At 58.9% G+C, this 17,955-nt stretch carries 16 protein-coding genes; 9 read left to right on the forward strand and 7 right to left on the reverse strand.

Translation table 11 applies throughout. The annotated features are described in order from the left end of the window. Window positions 1–173 precede the first annotated feature (173 nt). The 3 genes from J2851_RS24560 (at window position 174) to J2851_RS24570 (ending at window position 3,253) form a co-directional block, all read left to right on the forward strand. Window positions 174–536: an FHA domain-containing protein gene (locus J2851_RS24560; protein ID WP_209769568.1), complete on the forward strand. Its 363-nt coding sequence runs from the start codon at window positions 174–176 to the stop codon at window positions 534–536. 127 nt (window positions 537–663) lie between these two features. Beyond that, window positions 664–1,212 (forward strand): hypothetical protein, encoded by a 549-nt coding sequence (locus tag J2851_RS24565; RefSeq protein WP_209769570.1) that lies wholly within the window; start codon window positions 664–666, stop codon window positions 1,210–1,212. Between the two features lie 673 nt (window positions 1,213–1,885). After that, window positions 1,886–3,253 carry a hypothetical protein gene (locus J2851_RS24570; RefSeq protein WP_209769572.1) on the forward strand — a complete coding sequence of 456 codons (1,368 nt, stop codon included), beginning with the start codon at window positions 1,886–1,888 and terminating at the stop codon, window positions 3,251–3,253. Between the two features lie 797 nt (window positions 3,254–4,050). Here J2851_RS24570 and J2851_RS24575 read toward each other — a convergent pair. From J2851_RS24575 to J2851_RS24585, 3 genes are all read right to left on the reverse strand, one after another. After that, complete coding sequence (locus J2851_RS24575) at window positions 4,051–4,620, reverse strand: tyrosine-type recombinase/integrase (protein ID WP_209769681.1); 570 nt, start codon at window positions 4,618–4,620, stop codon at window positions 4,051–4,053. 384 nt (window positions 4,621–5,004) lie between these two features. Next, window positions 5,005–6,345 (reverse strand): pentapeptide repeat-containing protein, encoded by a 1,341-nt coding sequence (locus J2851_RS24580; protein WP_209769574.1) that lies wholly within the window; start codon window positions 6,343–6,345, stop codon window positions 5,005–5,007. Window positions 6,346–6,493: 148 nt separating this feature from the next. After that, window positions 6,494–9,073, reverse strand: coding sequence for a flagellin N-terminal helical domain-containing protein (locus tag J2851_RS24585; protein ID WP_209769576.1), 2,580 nt, complete (start codon window positions 9,071–9,073; stop codon window positions 6,494–6,496). Between the two features lie 271 nt (window positions 9,074–9,344). Here J2851_RS24585 and J2851_RS24590 point away from each other — a divergent pair, with 271 nt between their 5' ends. Continuing rightward, a complete protein-coding gene (locus tag J2851_RS24590; RefSeq protein ID WP_209769578.1) occupies window positions 9,345–9,806 on the forward strand; it encodes a MarR family winged helix-turn-helix transcriptional regulator in 462 nt (153 codons plus the stop codon). Here J2851_RS24590 and J2851_RS24595 read toward each other — a convergent pair. Further along, window positions 9,800–10,171, reverse strand: coding sequence for a response regulator (locus J2851_RS24595; protein ID WP_209769580.1), 372 nt, complete (start codon window positions 10,169–10,171; stop codon window positions 9,800–9,802). The genes J2851_RS24590 and J2851_RS24595 overlap by 7 nt on opposite strands. 13 nt (window positions 10,172–10,184) lie before the next feature. Further along, window positions 10,185–12,194: an ATP-binding protein gene (locus J2851_RS24600; RefSeq protein ID WP_209769582.1), complete on the reverse strand. Its 2,010-nt coding sequence runs from the start codon at window positions 12,192–12,194 to the stop codon at window positions 10,185–10,187. Between the two features lie 180 nt (window positions 12,195–12,374). On the opposite strand from J2851_RS24600, the gene J2851_RS24605 reads away from it, so the two are divergent. Next, a complete protein-coding gene (locus J2851_RS24605) occupies window positions 12,375–12,746 on the forward strand; it encodes a hypothetical protein (RefSeq protein WP_209769584.1) in 372 nt (123 codons plus the stop codon). A 49-nt stretch (window positions 12,747–12,795) separates the two neighbouring features. Beyond that, window positions 12,796–13,122: a DUF6626 family protein gene (locus J2851_RS36615; protein WP_307420263.1), complete on the forward strand. Its 327-nt coding sequence runs from the start codon at window positions 12,796–12,798 to the stop codon at window positions 13,120–13,122. A gap of 346 nt (window positions 13,123–13,468) precedes the next feature. On the opposite strand, the gene J2851_RS24615 is transcribed toward J2851_RS36615, so the two are convergent. Beyond that, a complete protein-coding gene (locus J2851_RS24615; RefSeq protein WP_209769587.1) occupies window positions 13,469–14,851 on the reverse strand; it encodes a tyrosine-type recombinase/integrase in 1,383 nt (460 codons plus the stop codon). A 126-nt stretch (window positions 14,852–14,977) separates the two neighbouring features. Between J2851_RS24615 and J2851_RS24620 the strand changes: the two genes are divergently transcribed. From J2851_RS24620 to J2851_RS24630, 3 genes are read left to right on the forward strand one after another with little or no spacing between them, the layout of a single operon-like run. After that, a complete protein-coding gene (locus J2851_RS24620) occupies window positions 14,978–15,541 on the forward strand; it encodes a pseudouridine synthase (protein ID WP_209769588.1) in 564 nt (187 codons plus the stop codon). Window positions 15,542–15,594: 53 nt separating this feature from the next. Further along, window positions 15,595–15,831: a type II toxin-antitoxin system prevent-host-death family antitoxin gene (locus J2851_RS24625; RefSeq protein ID WP_209769589.1), complete on the forward strand. Its 237-nt coding sequence runs from the start codon at window positions 15,595–15,597 to the stop codon at window positions 15,829–15,831. A 9-nt stretch (window positions 15,832–15,840) separates the two neighbouring features. Continuing rightward, complete coding sequence (locus J2851_RS24630) at window positions 15,841–16,284, forward strand: PIN domain-containing protein (protein ID WP_209769590.1); 444 nt, start codon at window positions 15,841–15,843, stop codon at window positions 16,282–16,284. Between the two features lie 9 nt (window positions 16,285–16,293). Here J2851_RS24630 and J2851_RS24635 read toward each other — a convergent pair whose 3' ends face one another. Continuing rightward, window positions 16,294–17,928, reverse strand: coding sequence for an ABC transporter ATP-binding protein (locus tag J2851_RS24635; protein ID WP_209769591.1), 1,635 nt, complete (start codon window positions 17,926–17,928; stop codon window positions 16,294–16,296). Window positions 17,929–17,955 lie beyond the last annotated feature (27 nt).

A 17,955-nucleotide genomic window follows, 5' to 3' on the forward strand; every position in this document is an offset into this window, starting at 1 on the left:
GGTCAACCGGGCCCCTATTAAGGTCAGTGGTCGAACGATTGCACGGGCCACACAGGGGGAGAGGTAACGACAGCATAGTGGGACTCTGCGGGGACACCTATAGCCCTGCCATCCCATCTTCAGAGATATTCGTTTGGAATATAGTCGAAGTCATACTAGCCAAGGAGAGAATTATGACTGAGCAGCAGAACGTTAACTTCGCGGCCCTGTCCATGCCGAATGTTGAGTACCACCCGAACCGGGACCGCTTCGTTTTCAGGAGTGCCGAAACTGGCCGGATCGAACTTATTCCGGCTGAAGAGGTTCTTGCCATCGCGCGAGATGTTGTCAGTGCGAACGGTGTGGCCGAGATCCAATACAGGGCCATTGCACTGCCCGCGACACAGCAGCGAACCGCCGTTGTGGTCCACGACAGTGAAAGCGACCAATACGTGACGATGGTGTATTGGGCCGCGTTTCAACCCGGCCAGGAACATGCCGAAGAGTTCGGCGGCATGGCTTTGGAACAGGTTCTCGACTGGATTGAGGCCGCTTAGTGAGCGAACGGGGGACTCCGGTCCCCCGTTTCTACCCTGCACCGGGCCGCGTATTTGCCCATGCCGCATAGATCGGACTACCGCCGGGGCCACTGTCCGCTCGGCTTAATAAGAGGAAAATATTGCAATGGCTGATTGTTACGGAAACATCCTAATCCCCCCGTTCGACTGCAATGACCGCAACGGGTTTGAGGCCTTCTTGAAAAACTCCAACATCGCTCGATCCGGGCTATTCTCGGAAGGCTGGAAGGTTTATGACCAGGGAGGGTTGACGGGTGCCTACAATTTTGACTGTCAATACCCAACAGTCTTAGAAGACGAATGGGTCTTTGTGAGCAAGGAAGCTGAACGGTTTTATCACAACTTGTCCGAAATCCACAAGGACGGATTTCACAACGAAGGTGGGTACATTGATTTCAAGGGGGAGCCTTTTGTGGAAAGTCTCTTCATGGAGAATCGTCGCAAAACACCAAAGCAGATGGCACGGACGCTGCACCCTTTCATCCGCTCGGGGGCGCTTACCATTCAGGTCCACGGTAACGAGAAGGCGAGATACTTTGTCGCGGAAGAGCTGATCGTTCACGAGGATGGCCGGTGGTTCTACTGGGATATGCAGAGCCACACCGACGATGAGAAGCTGAATGGGAAGTGGCGCCCTAAGAGCGGCCGAATCTAACGGAATATCAACGTCAAGATAACAAATTAAAGGGCAGCATTCGTTGCCCTTTAATTTGGAGCTTCACCAGTACTTGCTTACCCGGATGGCGATGGACTGATTCCGATCCGACTGAGCGGAGGTCTGGAAATTCAGAAACGAGGAATTGTAAAGCACATTTTTCCAAAAGGCCCCAATCGCTCAGCTCTAACATCTTTAATGCGTACTCAAACTTAGCGCGCGTAACCGACATTGCTATCCCCCAAACACACCTTATCGCGAGAACGACAAATCCGGTCGACGGTATTGCCGCGACCAAATTCGATCACGAAGCGTCGCCCGCCAGCTCGCAACACGATTTGCACGACGACGGATGGAAGGCTCTGAAACTGGAGGGGTTGTGGCATGATGAGCGGCTAATTATGGACATCACCATGCCGTTATGTATAATTAACAATAAGCGGAGCCGGTGACTTTGGCAGGGAGTTGGAAGCCGCAATCAAGGGACAAGGCGAGGCGCGACATTTGCCGTTGCCGTATTATCTGATTTCATAGCAGCCTTGTGCTGTTCCTTGGAAACGCCGTCCCTCCTGCCAATTTGGGGGCGGCGTTTTTTTCATGTATGGGGCTCGCCTATTGGGCTGGCAGGCTTGGCATCCCCGGAATAGTCAAATGCATTTTAAGGAGCAGAAATATGGCAAAGAACGCGCCGCGCTGGCTGCCAATGCTGGACGAGCTTGAAAGGAAGATGGGAAAGAGCTACGCGCGCATTATCGCGAGTATGCGCGCTCAGTTGTTGAGTGAGGCGAAACTCAGCCCGAACCGCAGCAAACGCCTCCTGGAGTTCATCCGCAACAACCTCGATAGCGGTTTCTCCTGGGAAGGGGATATCGCCCTTACCCCGGACCAGAAGAAGAAGGCTAGGAAGCGGTACGATGTCACCTCCCTGGACTACCAGGCCGAGCCACTGAGTGAGGTGGACGAACTGCGGGAGATGATCGTGGGGCTGCTGGCTGAGTTCGACATCAATCAGTTGAGCACCATCGCGAGCGTGATAGGCGCGGTGGCAACGGGTGATGCAAAGACGCAGCGGATCATTCTTGAGTGCTTTTGGAGTGCTTCTGGTGCGAATGAACATGACGAAAAGCACTCGAAAAGCACCTCAGAAGCACGCGAGAAGCACTACAAAAGCACTCAAGAAGCACTCGAAAAGCACTCCAGAAGCACTTTTGATGAGCTCAAAGCCCTGCCAATCCTCACTCAATTGGGTCCTAAGTTAAGTAAAGTTAAGTTAAGTAAAGACAAGACAAGGCGCGATTGCTTCGCTGACGCTCAGCATCGCGCGGATTTGTCTCTGGCTTCGCCAGAAGATGAACTGGCAGAGCCAGTTGGTGACCTGATGGTTAGTGGCTCGTTGGCTTCGCCAACTCGTGAGGGCCAGGATGAGGAGTTTGTTTCTCCCCAGCTTGATGTCTCTTTGGAGAAAAATGGCGAGGTGGAGAACGAGGCGGCGAGGATGACAGCCGCGCACACCCGATCGCAGGCCAGCGGCATGGTCGGCGCTCCCCTCTACAGCACGACCCGCAATGCGGAAGCCAAGCTCTGGCTTCATAGCCACCCGGAACCACGCGGCGAACTGATCCGCGACGGGGAACGCTTCCGGCTCAAGTTCACCACCTACCGGGCATTCGAGGGTAAGCTGAGCCAGAGCAGCGAACTGCCGGATGACCGCGCGTTCTGCCACTGGCTCTACGACAGCATGGGTGCTGACCACATGGCGGCTGAGCGCAATGCAGGAACCGTATCAGCTCTGCCGGAAGGTTACCGCTGGGCATGGAGTCCGCTGTATGAGGCCACCGACTACCAGTGCGAACGAACCGGGTTGGCCCGTGCTGCGGTGCTGATGATCTGGAACGGGCATGTGCCGGAACAGGTCGTGCTGTTCAACGGCACGTCCGAGCTTGTTGAATTCCCATTGGCCCCCAACGCAGGCCGAAGCGACAAAGCGCCAGACTATAAGGGCAAGTACAATGTCAACGCTCGCGCCGACAAAACGACGTGATGGAACTGGCGGAGGTCAAGAACATTGTGATACCCTACACAGGCATATGGCTCAAATAGAAAGGCCACGCCGATGCGTGGTCTTTCTATGAGACTGCTAGGTGTATGGGCCGCCTATTTCATGTTACCGGAAGCGGCTCTCCGGCGGTGCGTTATGGCAATAGCCAACAAAATTGCCGTTGCTGTAATGAACCCAAGCCCTGCTCCGAATACAAGACGAGTATACGTTGCATCAAGGTCGGTTGTGGCAAATAGCGCTTGCGCAATTCCTGCTCCGCCAAGCGGACCAAGCACCAAAGCCTCTTTTATTTCATTCGTTGTCATAATGACCTCTCCATCCTGTGTGTTTGCATGGTGAGGCTGTGGGTGGCTCCAACGGAAGAGTAGAGTGAAATTGCGAACAAATCGTTACCTACGATTAGAGTGCGAAGTTTTTATTCGCAGTCCTCTGTTGTAAGTAAATGCATGAAACCCATCGATTCCAATATAATCGTAGGACGCATCAGGCGGCAGAACAGAGCACCCTATTTTTCAGCTATCGAAGGTGAAAATTAACGTGTGCCGGGCCAGCTTGGTCCCGTCAATGCCGTGGAGGCACCCGATTGCCTGATGACGTTTTGGTATCACCTGCTAGATGAGTCCGCGGCAGACGATCATGTTGTACTACATAAGTAAAAATCCATCCGAAACACTATTGAACTCAAGCAGATACTTATTATGCTTGACGGTGAATAAAAGAGGCGGCAGAGAGATTATCCTATGCCTCCTCTTTTATTGCTGTCGGCTATAAGGGAGTGGTTAAAGAACTTCCACCGCCGCGCGCATCAGTTCGTCGTTGACTTCGATATACCGCTGGGTGGTGGTCATGTGTTTGTGACCAGCCAGCGTCATGATCACCTTCGGGCTGATGCCGCTGTGGGCGAGCTTGGTGATGAACCAGCGCCGCCCGCTATGGGAGGTCGCCCCGTCGAGGCCAGCTTGCGCGTAAAGCTGCCCCATCAACTGGCAGAGCGTGTTGGGGCTGAAGGCGGTTCGCTTCTGTGTGAGCAACAGGGGGCGTTCCGACTTGATTTCGCTGCCCAGCGTTGCGCGGTAGCGCTCAAGCTCTTTCCGCAGCCGGTCGTTGACGAACACCACGCGGGCATGACCGCCCTTCGTGATTTCGGCGGCCAAACGGACCTGCTCCCGAACCGTGCCGTTGCTGTCCAGCACGTCGCCCCAGGTCAGTGCCGCGATTTCCCCGACCCGTAGACCCGCGAGGTAGGACAGCATGATGGCCATCCGGTTGCGGGCTGCGTGCCTTCCCTGTGCGACCACCGCCAGCAACCGCTTCTGTTCCTGCTCCGTGAGCACCCGCGCCTGCTTCATCATAACCTCAAGGTGCGCAGTTATTCCGCACTTAAGATTATGTTTTCAGGCGCGGACTCGCTCAAGGCATGAAAGAAGCTGAGGATTGATGCGGGGTTCAGCGGAAACCTAAGAAAAGCTATGTTTTCTTATATTTCTGACTGGTCGCTTTCTGGGATCAAGCGAGGGGCGGATTTCGACAGCCACACAACAGCTCCAAGCGGGGTGCTGCGAACCAAGGCATACAGTATCCCGGTATTGGATAGGCGTTTGTACACGCCTGTTTCAGTGGTCTTGCGCCAACCAAGTGAACGCAAAAAGGCTTCGGCGTCGGATTGGGCCGAAAAGTTGAGTTGAGGAAGGGGAGTGCTCGATGGTGAGGGCATTTTACGACTTTTTTGCCTATTACCGCTTGACTCCAATTGCTCCTCGCATGTCGGCGCCGTCGAGATTGGCGCCCCGAAGATCAGCACCGGTAAGATCGACATCGGTCAGGATGGTGCCGCAGAGATTGCAATCCCGAAGGTCGGCTCCTTGAAGGTCCGCCTGTGCGAAGTTCGCCAAGCGGAAGTTTCCCCCGGACAGGTTGGCGTTTCCAAGATCGGCTTCCGAAAAGTTCGCAGGCCAGTCGCGCGTCGTGATGCCGACAGTAATCGCCATGGGGGAGCAGTCCGCGTGCGTGAGCGTCGCCTTCCGCAGGGTCGCTCCCTTGAAGTTGGTTCCCCGGCACACAGTGTCGGTAAAGTCCGCCTGCATAAGGTTGACGTAAGACAGGTCCGCCATGGTGAAGCAGCAACCGGCCAAGCGGCTGTCCATCATCATCGCCGAATGGAAGTTTGCAGCCGAAAAGTCCGTACCCCCTAGGTCCACGTTGCGCAGATTAACCCGCGACAGGTCGGCCTGGGCGCCCTCGGCTCCCAGCGAGGCCACCCATCGGGCGTGCGCCAGGATGATGTCCTGAATGGACTGTTCCAGCGAATCCAGTCCGCGCGGCAGATGTGCCTTCCTCATGTCCGCCTTCATCTGCGCGCCCTGGCTGATGACGGTGGTGGTGAGGTCGGCGTCGGCGAACACCGCTCCATCAAGAACGGCGTTGACCAGGAGAGCGCCTTGCAGGTTCGCACCAACGAAACTGCAATTCGAAAGGTCGGCGCCGGTGAAGTTGACCTTGCGCAGGACGCTGCCGGCGAAGTCAGCTCCGTTGAGGCGGGCGTTGGAGAAGTTCGCGTTGCTCAGGTCGGTGCCGGCGCCGATGGCCCTTGAGAACTTGGCGCTTTTGGCCCGAACGTTGCGGAACATGGCTCCCGCCATCCGGGCCTTTCCGTCGTCAGCCCATGCGCGTGTCAGATCGCCGCCCTGCTGCTTGGTGAGAAGCACCCCCTCTCGGAAGTCGGCAAAGTCTAGGATCGCCTCCGACAGGTTGGCGCTGCGCAGGCGCGCCCCCCGGAGGTCCGCCTTTTCCAGCTTGGCGTAGCGAAGATCGCAATTGATCATGCTGGCGCCGAACAGGTTGACCTCAGCCAGGTTGGCACGGATGAACCGACTGCCGTCGAGCATAGCCCCGGTCATATCCGCCCCCATCAGCAGCCGCCCCGAAAAGTCCAAGCGGTCGGCACGTTTCATGCCGATGTTGAGTCGTTGTCCACCTTTCGTGCGACGGAGGAACAGGAGGTGGGCTTTTAGCAGATCGTCCAGATAGGGCTGGGATATTCGGTCGAGTGCCTTTGCCAGCATCGCGTTTCCCATGTTCACTCCTGGTCCAAGGGCCTTGCCGCACATCAATATAAGGACCAGTGGTCACTATATGCAAACTGCCATTCGCGGCGATGCGAGGGGCTTTCCAAGCTCGAAATATTACCAAGGCAGAGGGCAGGAGAACCGATTATTACTCAACTTAGCCGAATAAGTTCAGGATGGACCGCTGGCTCTGGCTCGCAAGGCTCAGGCCGGTCATTCCGAGCTGCTGGCGCATCTGCAAGGCCAGCATGATGGCCCCTTCCTCGTTTTGATCAGCCAGCGTCAGTTTGCTCGCGCCTTCGTTGAGGACGTCGCTGAATTCCTTGGTGAACGTGTCCCGTGTGGTGATGATGCCCATGCTCGTTCCTAACTCGGTGGAAACGGAACGCAGCTTTTGTGATGCCGCATTCAGTTCCGACATTGCCTTTTCGATATCGTCGCGCCCATTCCAGCCGTTGGTGCTGCGGTCGAGCGCCAGTCCTGTTCCGCTCGTTGTGAGATTTTTGGATGAGACCACAACGGTATCGGTTGGCATTTGACCAACCTGCACTATGAGATCGTCTCCCTCCGTATAACGGATGTGCTGGCTCACATCGACTTGTGGCGTTTCCCCTCGATTGGCGGCCCGGTAGACATAGGTGGTTGGTTCGGTTAAGCCACCTGAGGTGGTCGGCGGAAACAGAACGAACGGAGCTTGGCTCAATCCGCCGGAAGCGGGATCGAAGCTCATCTGGAACCTTGTTCCCTGTGCGAAGCCGCTCGGGATCGAAAAGTCAACGTGATCCAAAGCGTCGTTCGAGATGTTGAACGAATGGACGGTGGGAGCCGCAATGATGTTGGGTGCAACAGCAACATCGATCCGCCGCTGCCCGGCGCCAGCGCTATCGTTTCCGTTATCGGTCACGGTAAGGTAGGTTAAGGCACTGACACCGGAAATGTGGTCGTAATCCGACGCACTTAGGTACGGGACTGTTGCTATCCCAGCAGTCGGAAAAATTCCGTCACCACCGACTTGGACTCTGATTTGCGCCTGCTCTGGCGTGCTTCCCAAAAGCCTAAGAACAGCGCCTTCGTTTGCGCCGCCCTTCATGACGATAGGAACTCCAGCCGGTTCATCGGCGAAGGTGTAGTTGTTCGGAATTGTCGCCGCGCCTTGACTTCCTGTGGTGTCGGTAACCGTAATCTTCTGGAAGCCGGTTCCGCCGCTGTCTGTGGTGCCGACCGACACGTTCAAAACCGTGCTGGCATTCCACCCCTTCCACCCGAGCGGAACGGGAGATCCGCCTCCACCAGAGTACAGATAAGTGTTGTTTGTCCCACCAATGACGCTGGCACGAATGCCGCTCGTTACTTTTCCAACGATGGAGTGCATATCGAATGTCGCTGTGATCGCGGCATGATTTGCTACGCTAAACGTGTTAAAGGAAATGGTTTCGCTCGGATTTATATTCGTGCTGTCTATAACGTAAGTTGCAAACGAGGAAGTCGGGAAATTTCCGTAAAGGGGGGTTGTGAAAAGATTCCCGATGATCTGACCTGAAAATTGATCAAAGTTCTCTTCGTAACTGAAGTTCGCTGCGCCATCGTACCCGAGATTATCGAACGCGATGTCGCGCATCGAGGCAGCCAATGGGCCGTCGATCATGCTTGACGATTGATAGTTCGATGAAGCCTGAAGGGTCTTCTGGTCGATGTTGATCCGCACCGTCGCTCCGCCAATGGTAACATCGTTCCAGCCGTCACGAATTTTGGCAGGGCTACCATCGACCAGCGAAAGGGATTTCGTATGGCCGAGGTTATCGCCAATGTCCATGCGCAGATTGATCGATTTCTCGACTTCGACATCTGTTAAGGGGTGATCCTTCGCCAGCTTGGCGAGAGCAACGGCATCATAGTCGAACGCCACCCAGGTTCCGTTCTGAAACAGGTGCTTGTACGAGTCCCGAAGCGTTCCGGTCTTGGAGGCTAACGCCAGATCAATGTCGAGCGACGTGTGTTCGTCTCCCTCGAAAACGGTAAGAGTGGCTTTGTCCGAACCATTTCTGCGCAGTTCAACCTTTGTTGGAGCGAATGTGCCGTTGGTAAGACTGTTGTAGCCGAATAGCCGGAAGTGGTTCAGGCCGAGAGCATCTTTGATGTCCTTTGCCCCTTGTTCCGACGCCGCTATCGCCCCATCGCCGTAAGTGTGCACCGTATAGGTCGCCGACGCTTTGGCGTTGGTGACATCGATTGCTTTGATACCCGGTGCGGATACGGCCTTGGCTTTGCTTTTTGGGGTCGGTAGGTATTCAGAGGCCTTGCTATTGATCAGATTCTTGCCGCCATAGCCGCTGTCTGCCGCAACCTTATCGATTTGCGTCAGCAAGTCGTCATACTGCCTTGCCAATGCCTGCCGACCCAATCGGCTGGCTTCATCGTCTCCAAGGTTCTGCAACGCCGCCGCCGTTAGCCCTTTGGCGTGTTCGGTTAGGTCGCCAATGGCTTGAACCCCTTTGTCGGCAGCCTTGACCGTGCTGATGGCCTGCGACATGGCGTCCTTCAAGGCCATAAGATCGTCGGCGCGTCGATCAAGATCCCTTGCGGCGAAGAAAGCCGGCGGGTTGTCCAGGGCCGCGTTGATCTTTAATCCGGTCGTCAGCCGCTCCTGCGCACGCGTCTGCTTCTGGCTCGCGTTCTGAAGCGTGAGCAGATTGGTTCTCATGCCGGTTGATAGAGTGACGTTGCCTTCCGCCACCATTCACTCCCCGTGTTGCCGCTGGGCCAGCTATCAACGGCCAGCCCATGCGCGGCCAAAATAGTGACCTATGGTCACTATAGCATGGGGCGTGCCATCCTCCAGAGGCCGGATTCCCAAGCTCTCACGGGCCATGTCAAATTCAGGCGCGTTGGAATATAATGACCGGTGAGCATATTGTGCCGACAAGCGGCGGCAAGACGTACCGGTTGCCTTCCCGCGTTGTCTCTGCGAAGGTCAGACCGGAGCGGTGCAAGACAAGAGGCTCTGGTGCATGGTCAAGGCGGTTCGTGTTAAAGGCGTGGCAAGCCTGCTTGAACAATCCGCGCGACTAATCCACGGCGCCGAGCATAGCCATGGCCTTTATCCGGCGCAGTGGACGGCCTTGCGTTACTTCGCAGAAGTGACACCACAGGCGCGCACGGCAGCGGGACTCATGCGCTTCCAAAATATGGCGATGAGCCCTGTCGCCCGAACGGTCCGGTCATTGGTTGAAAAGGGGCTGGTGGCGCGGCAACCCAACCCCCGCGATGGACGTTCCGATTTGATAGAACTGACGCCGCAGGGGCGTGAATTGCTTCGATTTGACCCTCGGAACGACTTGGAGATTTTGCTCCGCCAGTTGCCTCCTGACCAGTTGGCCTCGCTCGCGCTGGCCCTTCAGACCGTCATTCAAGGTATGGTCGAAGCGAACGCCTTGAGCGGTCCCCTGGAGGAGGTTGGTGAGGATCAGTGACCGAGCAAGCCGCTCACCTTCTCGACCAGCTCTTCGTTGTCAAAAGGCTTGATAAAGATCGCATCGGCGCCCCAGGTGTCGGCCAGGGCCACTGAGAAATCGATGGGCGCTTTGGGAGCGCCGCCCGAAATGGCAACGACAATTAGGTCCTCGTGCGACGAGCGGATTTGACGCAGCAGTTCGAGGCCGTCCGTGCCAGGCATCCAAATGTCGGTGATTACGGCGTCGAAACTGCCATGGCGGAGCTTGTCCATTGCCTCGCTGCCGTCCTGCGCTTCGGTGATGTCGAAACCGTGACGCTGGAAGGTGCTGGCAATGGAGAAGCGCACTTCTTCGACATCGTCAACCAGCAGAATGTTGGGCATGGGTGGTCCTCGTTCAGGTGTTCGTGTCGGCGGCTGGCACGGTGATGATGAAGGTTGTCCCTTTGTCTGGTGCGGTGCGCACGTCGATGCCGCCGCCCCAATCCTTAACGATGCCGTAAACCACAGACAATCCCAAGCCCGTGCCACTTCCTATAGGCTTGGTGGTGAAGAACGGCTCAAAGATTCGGGCGCGCACCGCTTCGTCCATGCCGGGACCGTCGTCGACTACGGTCAAGCGGAACGAGGAGTCGGCAGCCTCTCCGTCGTTGCGGTCGAGGACAACATCCACCGTCCCAAGGCCGTCCATAGCTTGCGACGCATTGAGCAGCAGATTGGTCAGCACCTGCGATACCTCCGTTGCCGATGCCCAAATCATACCCGTCGCGTCGATCCGGGTGTGGATAGTGACGCTCGGGGGTAGGCTGCGCCGGTTGAGATCGACGGCGGAGAGGACGGCGTCCCCGATATCGAGAGGCACGCGCGGGCCAGTACCTTGTCGGGCGAAGCCCAGAACCTTGCGCACGATGTCGGCGGCCTTGGCGCCACAGGAGCGGATCATGCGCAGGTGACGGCGAGCGTCCCGCCCTTCCTGGCCCCACAGATGCTCAGCTTCCATGGCGAGGTTGATCATGGGATGGAGCAGGTTGTTGATCTCGTGCGCGACGCCGCCGGCGAGTTGACCGAGCGCGACCAGCTTTTCACGCTCGCGTTCCTGTCGCTCGCGGTTTCTCGTCACCGCAACATCCTCATGAAGGACCAGATAGGAGCCCGGCCCGCCCTCGCTGTCGGAGATAGGGGCAACGGTCAGGCGGTCCCGGACCCATTCGCCATTGGCGGTCCTCAAAGTGACCTCGCAATTCGTGGCCTCCTTCTGCCCAATGGCCCGATGTATCTCCTCAAGGCAGTGCCGCGAATCGGAAGCCAGCAGATCGGCAAGGCCGACCGTCAGCAGATGCTCTGGGCTGTACCCGCTCAAGTGGTGGAAGGCGTTGTTGGCGAACACAAAGCGCAGATTGGGATCGGCTGCGTTCACAATCGTGGTTCCGACCGGACTGGCGTGAACCGCCGCCGCCACATCACGCTGACGGCGTTCGCTCGCCCGCAATCCCTGTTCGGTGGCTTTCTGCTCGCTGATCGTGGCACCGATCAGAAGTGCCGCGATATCGATCATGATGAGCAGAACTTGCAACTGCGCGGGATCACCGACACGCCCGAGAACCTTGAAGAGCAGTACGGCCGTGATGTTCACCACGATAATGCCGGCGACAGCACCGCCAAATCCCTGACGCAAAGCGAGCAACACGACGGGGAACAGGACGACGAACCATGCCTTGCCGTTGGTGCCGAGGGTGGCGTCGATCTCAAATGCGACGATGGCGAACACGACGATGCAAACCGCACCGATGCCGGTAGACGCCGACACCCGCGGCACCCATCCCATGGGCGCGGTCCATCCAGTCGTCCCGAGCCATGAGAACGTGACGAAGAAGACTGGACCGGCGAGCAGAACGCCCGCGAGGTCGCCGATCCAGAACGACACCAGAATGTCGGTGAAGGTGGAGTTGGTCCAATAGGGCTGGAAGGTTGCTCCGGCAAGCGCCGCCGACGCCAAGGTGGAGACGCAGGCGACGAGGAGAAAAACGCTAACGTGATCCTTGGTCCGCAACGGGAATGCCGGCGCGATCAGGCGGCGGAGCAGAAAACCAGCGGAGCCATAAACGATCACATGCCGCAGTCCACTGGCAATGTCCAGGTGTGTGAAGGTGTTTTCATACAGGAAAGCGCCCAGTATGACGGCGGGAAAGTAGCGCGGCCCATAGACAGCACAGAACGCGATGGTCAGTCCGGGGCCGGGGTACCATGCGCTCGCGGAGTGGGCGATGTCGAAGAGGTGTGCCACCTCATACAGGATGATCCACAACCCAACATACACGCATGCGGCCACGGCGAACCGGGTGCCCTTGGTCCCCCTCCCAAACAGACGAGTGGACAGTGCATGAAGAACGGTGCCTGCTGTAGCCATACCCTACATCGCGCGGTTCGGTTGAACGATCCCATCCTACGAATGGTCGAGTGACGTTGCACGGCAAAATGCAGATCGCTGGTCACCATCATGGCTGGCGCCTGATCGCCCGTAAAGGGCGGCACACAATCCGGTAGCCCACACATGAATAAATAAGGAGAAAACAAAGAAGGTGCTGCAATGAGAGCTATAGAACTTGGTATTTACAATCCAAGTCAAGACAAACTAGTCAATCGCCATGACGATGACACACGAAAACCTCGAAAAACTCTCCGCGACCTTAACCGTGAGAATCAGATACGTCAGGCGCGTGATCTTCAACGGCGACGGGAGGAGGAAACTATCGCCCTAATCTTCGGCGATCCCGAGGTTGAGCGTGAGGAATTGGACCTCCGCAAGGCAAGGGCTGAAATCCGTAAAACGGAGTTTGAGGCCGAACAGGCGCGGTTGGAGATCGAGCAAATCCGCGCTGAAACCGTGGCGACGATGGCCGCTGCGCAAAAGGCTAGAGCGGATGCAAAGCTCGCTGCCGCGAAAGCGTGGAACGGATAAATATTGCGAAGCTGCATCGGCGGTGGAGTTTAATTGAAGGTGTTGTATTATGGAGAAGCTGGATGAAGCCTACTGTATACTAAGGCGGTTTGGGTTGTGTGAGTCGAAAGCTGGATTCAGTCGAGAGTGGCTTGGGGCTTCGGCAAGTTACTTGACGTCTATGGAGGCAAGGGCTCGGCAACCTCATATGACGGCATTGGTGGGGTTGACGGCCCGGCTGGAACTGCTTGCCGACCGGCTCGCGGTTGATCCCCGCTACCAGGAGCATGTTCGCCTACTGAACGAATTGATCGATGACCTGTGGGACGCGGTGCGTGCCCGCGCTTTGGCGGCAGCACCGAAACGGCGCGCCGACCATGACGCCTACGGTGTGTAGCCATTGCGTTCTGACTTGGCTGCTACTGCTGTAGCGGGGCAGGGCGGCGAAGCGTATGGCGCGTGCTCCTATGCGCGCCATGAGCCCGATGAACCGCAGCGTGTAGGCGTGCGCTCAGGGCAGCGAACTCATCATCGGTCATCGAGCGTGTTCCGGGAGTGGGCCATGGGAATAGGACATCAACGTCCATAGAGTCATCGATCTGCACTGGGCCTCTCCGCGTTGCCTCCGTTATACGGATATTTAGCCGTTGGCCAAATTACCGCTGGGCCGGAATAAATCTGAATTGCACGACTTGGTGAGACGATGGCCCCGGTTGCTTTACGCAACCGGGGATTCTGCAAGTTCATTTTCTGTTCTTCCGTGTCTGGGCAGTCTTGGCCGGCGCTTGGTTCCCCCACTGATCTTCAGGTGGCACGCTGACCGTGATGCCGAGTGTGCTACCCAGCGTAATTTGTTTGGTGCGGTTGCCGTGAAGGGCAGGGGCGTTCTGCTCGTTCTTCACGTGACCGTAATGCTCCTCGATCATTTTGACGCTTGTGTTCATAGCCTTCGCGAGCTTGAACACGTCCACGCCATCCAACAGTGCGTGGGTGGCAAAGGTGTGTCGCAGGCTGTAGGTCGTGCGCTCCTGGCCATGGCCGTCTGTGCGCAAATCCGCTTCCACGAGAAGCCTTGCAAAGTGGTCATGCACCGCTTTGAGCTGTGATCCGTCCTCATTGACGAAGATGTAGTCATCTGGCTTGGTGTGGTTGGATAAAGTGCGCAACTTGTCGAACCACTTCTTCAGTTCGATCGAGCCGACCACTGTGTATGACTTGCCGACCTTGATCTTACCCGTAACTTCAAGCTTGATGTACTCCTTGCCATCTGTGGCAAAGAACGTGCTGTAGTGCTTCCAGCGCAGGTTGTAGGCGTTTGGGACGCGCATCCCCGTGCCGTACATGATGTGAACGAAACACTGCATTCGTTCGCGTGAGAAACGGTGCTTTGCGCTGGTTGCGCGTTCGACCCAGGCGGGCATGAACGTGCAGAGGTGGTTCCACTCGTCCATCGTAAAGGCCGGTCGCCGGTTGGTGACCAGGGCTTCCGGTGGATCAATGGGAGGAACTTGATCGGAGCGCACATCCTTGTTTCGGCGCGCAAGGTCGAAAATCTGTTTCAGCAAACCTGCTTCAATATGCAGCGTGGTCGAAGCGGGAACCTCGGCAACCCGGTGTATCCGGCTGTCCGGGTCGTTTCGACGCTTGGGGTCACGTGCCTTCGCCAAGCGTTCCTTGCCGGGGCCTTCCGTCCAGTAGCACCGTCGCCAATCCCAGTAGGCGTGAATGTCCGCTTCGCTGATGCGGTTGATCTGCTTGGAGCCAAAAAACGGGACGAAGTAGGTGTTGCCCGTGATCGCCATGGAACGGAACCGGCCTTCGGACAGGTCGCCGCGCGCCACGCGGGTCTGTTGCTCCTTGTGAAAGGCGGTCCAAACCTGCTCGAAGGTTTTGGTGTAAACGGGAAGCCCTTCGCTGTGCAGGAACACCATGCGCTGATATTCCCGCAGCGCAACCTTCTTAGCGTCTTCGAGGTCCGTCTTTCGTGTGGTGAAGCGTTTGTTCTTGTAGGGGATTTCCGGTATGGAGATACGGCAGTGCCATACGGGCTTCTTCACGTCGTCTCTGCGGTAGAGCACGACGCTGCCATCTTCCAACTCTACCTTTTCGTTTTGGATGGTCGTCATGGGCGAACCAAGGGTTGTGCTGGGCGTGTGCTAAGGTATATGGAAATTGAGGTTCCGTCAACGCGCGTGCTGAAATGTGCAGACGGGTTCGTGGCAAAAAGCTCAATATAAACAGTAGGTTAGCAAATGCCGCGTTTAATCCTGCTGAACAAGCCCTACGGCGTGCTGCCGCAATTCACCGACGATCTCGGGCGCCCGACCCTGGCCGACCATGTGCCGGTGAAGGGCGTCTACGCGGCCGGGCGGCTCGACCGCGATAGCGAGGGCCTGCTGGCGCTGAGCGACGACGGCGCCCTGATCGCGCGCATCGCCTCGCCCAAGCACAAGCTGCCGAAAACCTATTGGGTGCAGGTGGAGGGCGTGCCGACCGAGGAGGCCTTGGAGCGGCTGCGCACCGGGGTCACGCTGAACGACGGCCCGACCCTGCCGGCCGAGGCGCTGCGGATGGACGAGCCCGCCAACCTCTGGCCGCGCGACCCACCGGTGCGTTACCGCGCCAGCATCCCCACCAGCTGGATCGCGCTGACCCTGCGCGAGGGTCGCAACCGCCAAGTCCGCCGCATGACCGCGGCGGTCGGCTTCCCGACCCTGCGCCTCATCCGCTGCTCCATCGGCGACTGGACGCTCGACGGGCTGGCGCCGGGGCAATGGCGGGAGGTGGCGCTGCCCAAGCGAGCGCGGTCCCGGTGACCGTGCTTGATGAACATGGGCATCGGCGATACCTGTAAGGGCGGAGGTGCACCATGTCCGCCATTCGCTTGCCTATCGAGGTTGAACAACGCCTGCAATCGCTGGCTCGCCAGACCGGACAGAGCGAAGCGGACGTTCTTCGCGAGGCGTTGGACGCCTATTGGCGCAACAGCGCCCGCCGCCCGGATGAGGATCGGGGCGCCGCCCACGCCCGCCTCATGGAGCGATTGAAAAGCGGCTGGGATCTTGGCGGCGGGCGATTCGATCGCGACTCGCTGTACGACCGCTGAGGGTCGGCCATGCGCTTCACCTTGGACACCAACATTCTCGTTTACGCCATCGACCGCGCCGCCGGCGAGCGGCACGACAAGGCCTTGGAGATCATCGGGCAGTGCCGCGGGCGGGACGTCGTGCTGACGCTCCAATCGCTGGGAGAGTTCTTTCGAGCCGCGACGGTTCGTCACCGTGTGCCGGCGCGCCACGCCATGGAGGTCGTGCAGGAATGGCGGGATGCGTTTTCCGTGGTCGCGGCCGATGGCGTGTGCCTCGTCGATGCCATGGACGCCGTGGCCGCCCATTCCTTTTCATTCTGGGACGCGATGCTTTGGGCGACGGCCAAGCGCCACGGCTGCCGTCTGGTGATCAGCGAAGACGGGCAGAACGGACGCACGCTTGGCGGCGTCACCATCGCCGACCCGTTCGTCGCCGACCCGGAGCCTCTGCTCCGCGAGGCTTTCGCGTAATCGGTCTCCCTACATCCGCACGGCGTCGGACTTGACCGCCTCCAGGTTCAGGGCGGCGGCCAGCAGGGCGCGGGTGTAGTCCTGCTCCGGCTCCTCGAAGATGCGGCGGGTGGGGCCTTGCTCCACCACCTTGCCGTCCTTCATGACGATGACGTGGCTGGACAGCGCCCGCACCACCCGCAGGTCGTGGCTGATGAACAGGTAGGCGAGATTGTAGCGCGCCTGGATGTCGCGCAGCAGGTCGACGATCTGTGCCTGCACCGACATGTCGAGCGCCGAGGTCGGCTCGTCCAGCACCACGAACTTCGGTTTCAGCACCAGGGCGCGGGCGATGGCGATGCGCTGGCGCTGGCCGCCGGAGAATTCGTGCGGGTAGCGGTGGCGGCTGGCGGGGTCGAGCCCGACCTCCTCCAGCGCCTTCGCCACCATGGCGTCGCGCTCCTTGGCCGACCCGATGCCGTGGATGGTCAGCCCCTCCCCGATGATCTGGCCGACGGACAGGCGGGGCGACAGGCTGCCGTAGGGGTCCTGGAAGACCACCTGCATCTCCCGCCGCAGCGGCCGCAGCCGCTTCGCCTGCCAGCCCTGGATGTCCTTCCCGTCGAAACGGATCGCCCCCTGGCTGGCGTGCAGGCGCAGCAACGCCAGCCCCAGCGTCGTCTTGCCGGAGCCGGACTCGCCGACCACCCCCACCGTGTGCCCCTGCCGCACGTCCACCGACACGCCGTCGACGGCGCGGACGTAATCCACGGTCCGGCGCAGCAGCCCCTTCTTAATGGGGAAATAGACCTTCAGCGCGTCCGCGGCCATCACCTCCGGCGCGTTGGCCGGCGGCGTCAGCGGGTTGCCCTTGGGTTCGGCGGCCAGAAGCTTCTGGGTGTAGGGGTGCTGCGGGCGGATGAAGATGTCGGCGACGTTGGCCTGCTCGACGATCTCGCCCTGGTTCATGACGCAGACGCGGTCGGCCATCTTGCGCACCACGCCTAGGTCGTGGGTGATCAGCAGCAGGGCCATGCCGAATCGCCGTTGGAGATCCTTCAGCAGCTCCAGGATCTGCGCCTGGATGGTGACGTCCAGCGCGGTGGTCGGCTCGTCGGCGATCAGCAGGTCCGGCTCGTTGGCGAGCGCCATGGCGATCATCACGCGCTGGCGCTGGCCGCCCGACAGTTCGTGCGGGTAGGCGTTCAGGCGCTGTTCCGGGTTGGGCAGCCCGACCAGCCGCAGCAGCTCCAGCGTGCGCTTGCGCGCGGCGGTGCGGGACAGGCCCTTGTGCAGGAACAGCGTCTCGTTGATCTGCCGCTCGATGCTGTGCAGCGGGTTCAGCGAGGTCATCGGCTCCTGGAAGATCATGGCGATGCGGTTGCCGCGCACGTCGCGCAAGATCCGCTCCTCCGCCCCCAGAAGCTCCTGGTCGCGGAAGCGGATGGAGCCCGCGGGGTGGCGCGCCATGGGGTAGGGCAGCAGCTGCAGGATCGACAGCGCCGTGACCGACTTGCCCGACCCGGACTCGCCGACCAGCGCCACGGTCTCCCCCTTGGCGATGTCGAAGGACACCCCCTTGACCGCGTGCATCACGCCCCCGCCGGAACGGAACTCCACCTGAAGGCCGCGGACGTGCAGGAGGTCGGTGAGGGGGATGGTCATTGGTTAGGTGCCACTTTGCAATGTCAG

This window comes from Azospirillum rugosum (assembly GCF_017876155.1).
GTDB lineage: Bacteria > Pseudomonadota > Alphaproteobacteria > Azospirillales > Azospirillaceae > Azospirillum > Azospirillum rugosum.

What these genes read in the sequence shown, in the direction of transcription:
- J2851_RS24560 (WP_209769568.1), top strand. Translation starts at nt 174, where the DNA reads ATGACTGAGCAGCAGAACGTTAACTTCGCGGCCCTGTCCATGCCGAAT.
- J2851_RS24565 (WP_209769570.1), top strand. Translation starts at nt 664, where the DNA reads ATGGCTGATTGTTACGGAAACATCCTAATCCCCCCGTTCGACTGCAAT.
- J2851_RS24570 (WP_209769572.1), top strand. Translation starts at nt 1,886, where the DNA reads ATGGCAAAGAACGCGCCGCGCTGGCTGCCAATGCTGGACGAGCTTGAA.
- J2851_RS24575 (WP_209769681.1), bottom strand. Translation starts at nt 4,620, where the DNA reads ATGAAGCAGGCGCGGGTGCTCACGGAGCAGGAACAGAAGCGGTTGCTG.
- J2851_RS24580 (WP_209769574.1), bottom strand. Translation starts at nt 6,345, where the DNA reads ATGGGAAACGCGATGCTGGCAAAGGCACTCGACCGAATATCCCAGCCC.
- J2851_RS24585 (WP_209769576.1), bottom strand. Translation starts at nt 9,073, where the DNA reads ATGGTGGCGGAAGGCAACGTCACTCTATCAACCGGCATGAGAACCAAT.
- J2851_RS24590 (WP_209769578.1), top strand. Translation starts at nt 9,345, where the DNA reads ATGGTCAAGGCGGTTCGTGTTAAAGGCGTGGCAAGCCTGCTTGAACAA.
- J2851_RS24595 (WP_209769580.1), bottom strand. Translation starts at nt 10,171, where the DNA reads ATGCCCAACATTCTGCTGGTTGACGATGTCGAAGAAGTGCGCTTCTCC.
- J2851_RS24600 (WP_209769582.1), bottom strand. Translation starts at nt 12,194, where the DNA reads ATGGCTACAGCAGGCACCGTTCTTCATGCACTGTCCACTCGTCTGTTT.
- J2851_RS24605 (WP_209769584.1), top strand. Translation starts at nt 12,375, where the DNA reads ATGAGAGCTATAGAACTTGGTATTTACAATCCAAGTCAAGACAAACTA.
- J2851_RS36615 (WP_307420263.1), top strand. Translation starts at nt 12,796, where the DNA reads ATGGAGAAGCTGGATGAAGCCTACTGTATACTAAGGCGGTTTGGGTTG.
- J2851_RS24615 (WP_209769587.1), bottom strand. Translation starts at nt 14,851, where the DNA reads ATGACGACCATCCAAAACGAAAAGGTAGAGTTGGAAGATGGCAGCGTC.
- J2851_RS24620 (WP_209769588.1), top strand. Translation starts at nt 14,978, where the DNA reads ATGCCGCGTTTAATCCTGCTGAACAAGCCCTACGGCGTGCTGCCGCAA.
- J2851_RS24625 (WP_209769589.1), top strand. Translation starts at nt 15,595, where the DNA reads ATGTCCGCCATTCGCTTGCCTATCGAGGTTGAACAACGCCTGCAATCG.
- J2851_RS24630 (WP_209769590.1), top strand. Translation starts at nt 15,841, where the DNA reads ATGCGCTTCACCTTGGACACCAACATTCTCGTTTACGCCATCGACCGC.
- J2851_RS24635 (WP_209769591.1), bottom strand. Translation starts at nt 17,928, where the DNA reads ATGACCATCCCCCTCACCGACCTCCTGCACGTCCGCGGCCTTCAGGTG.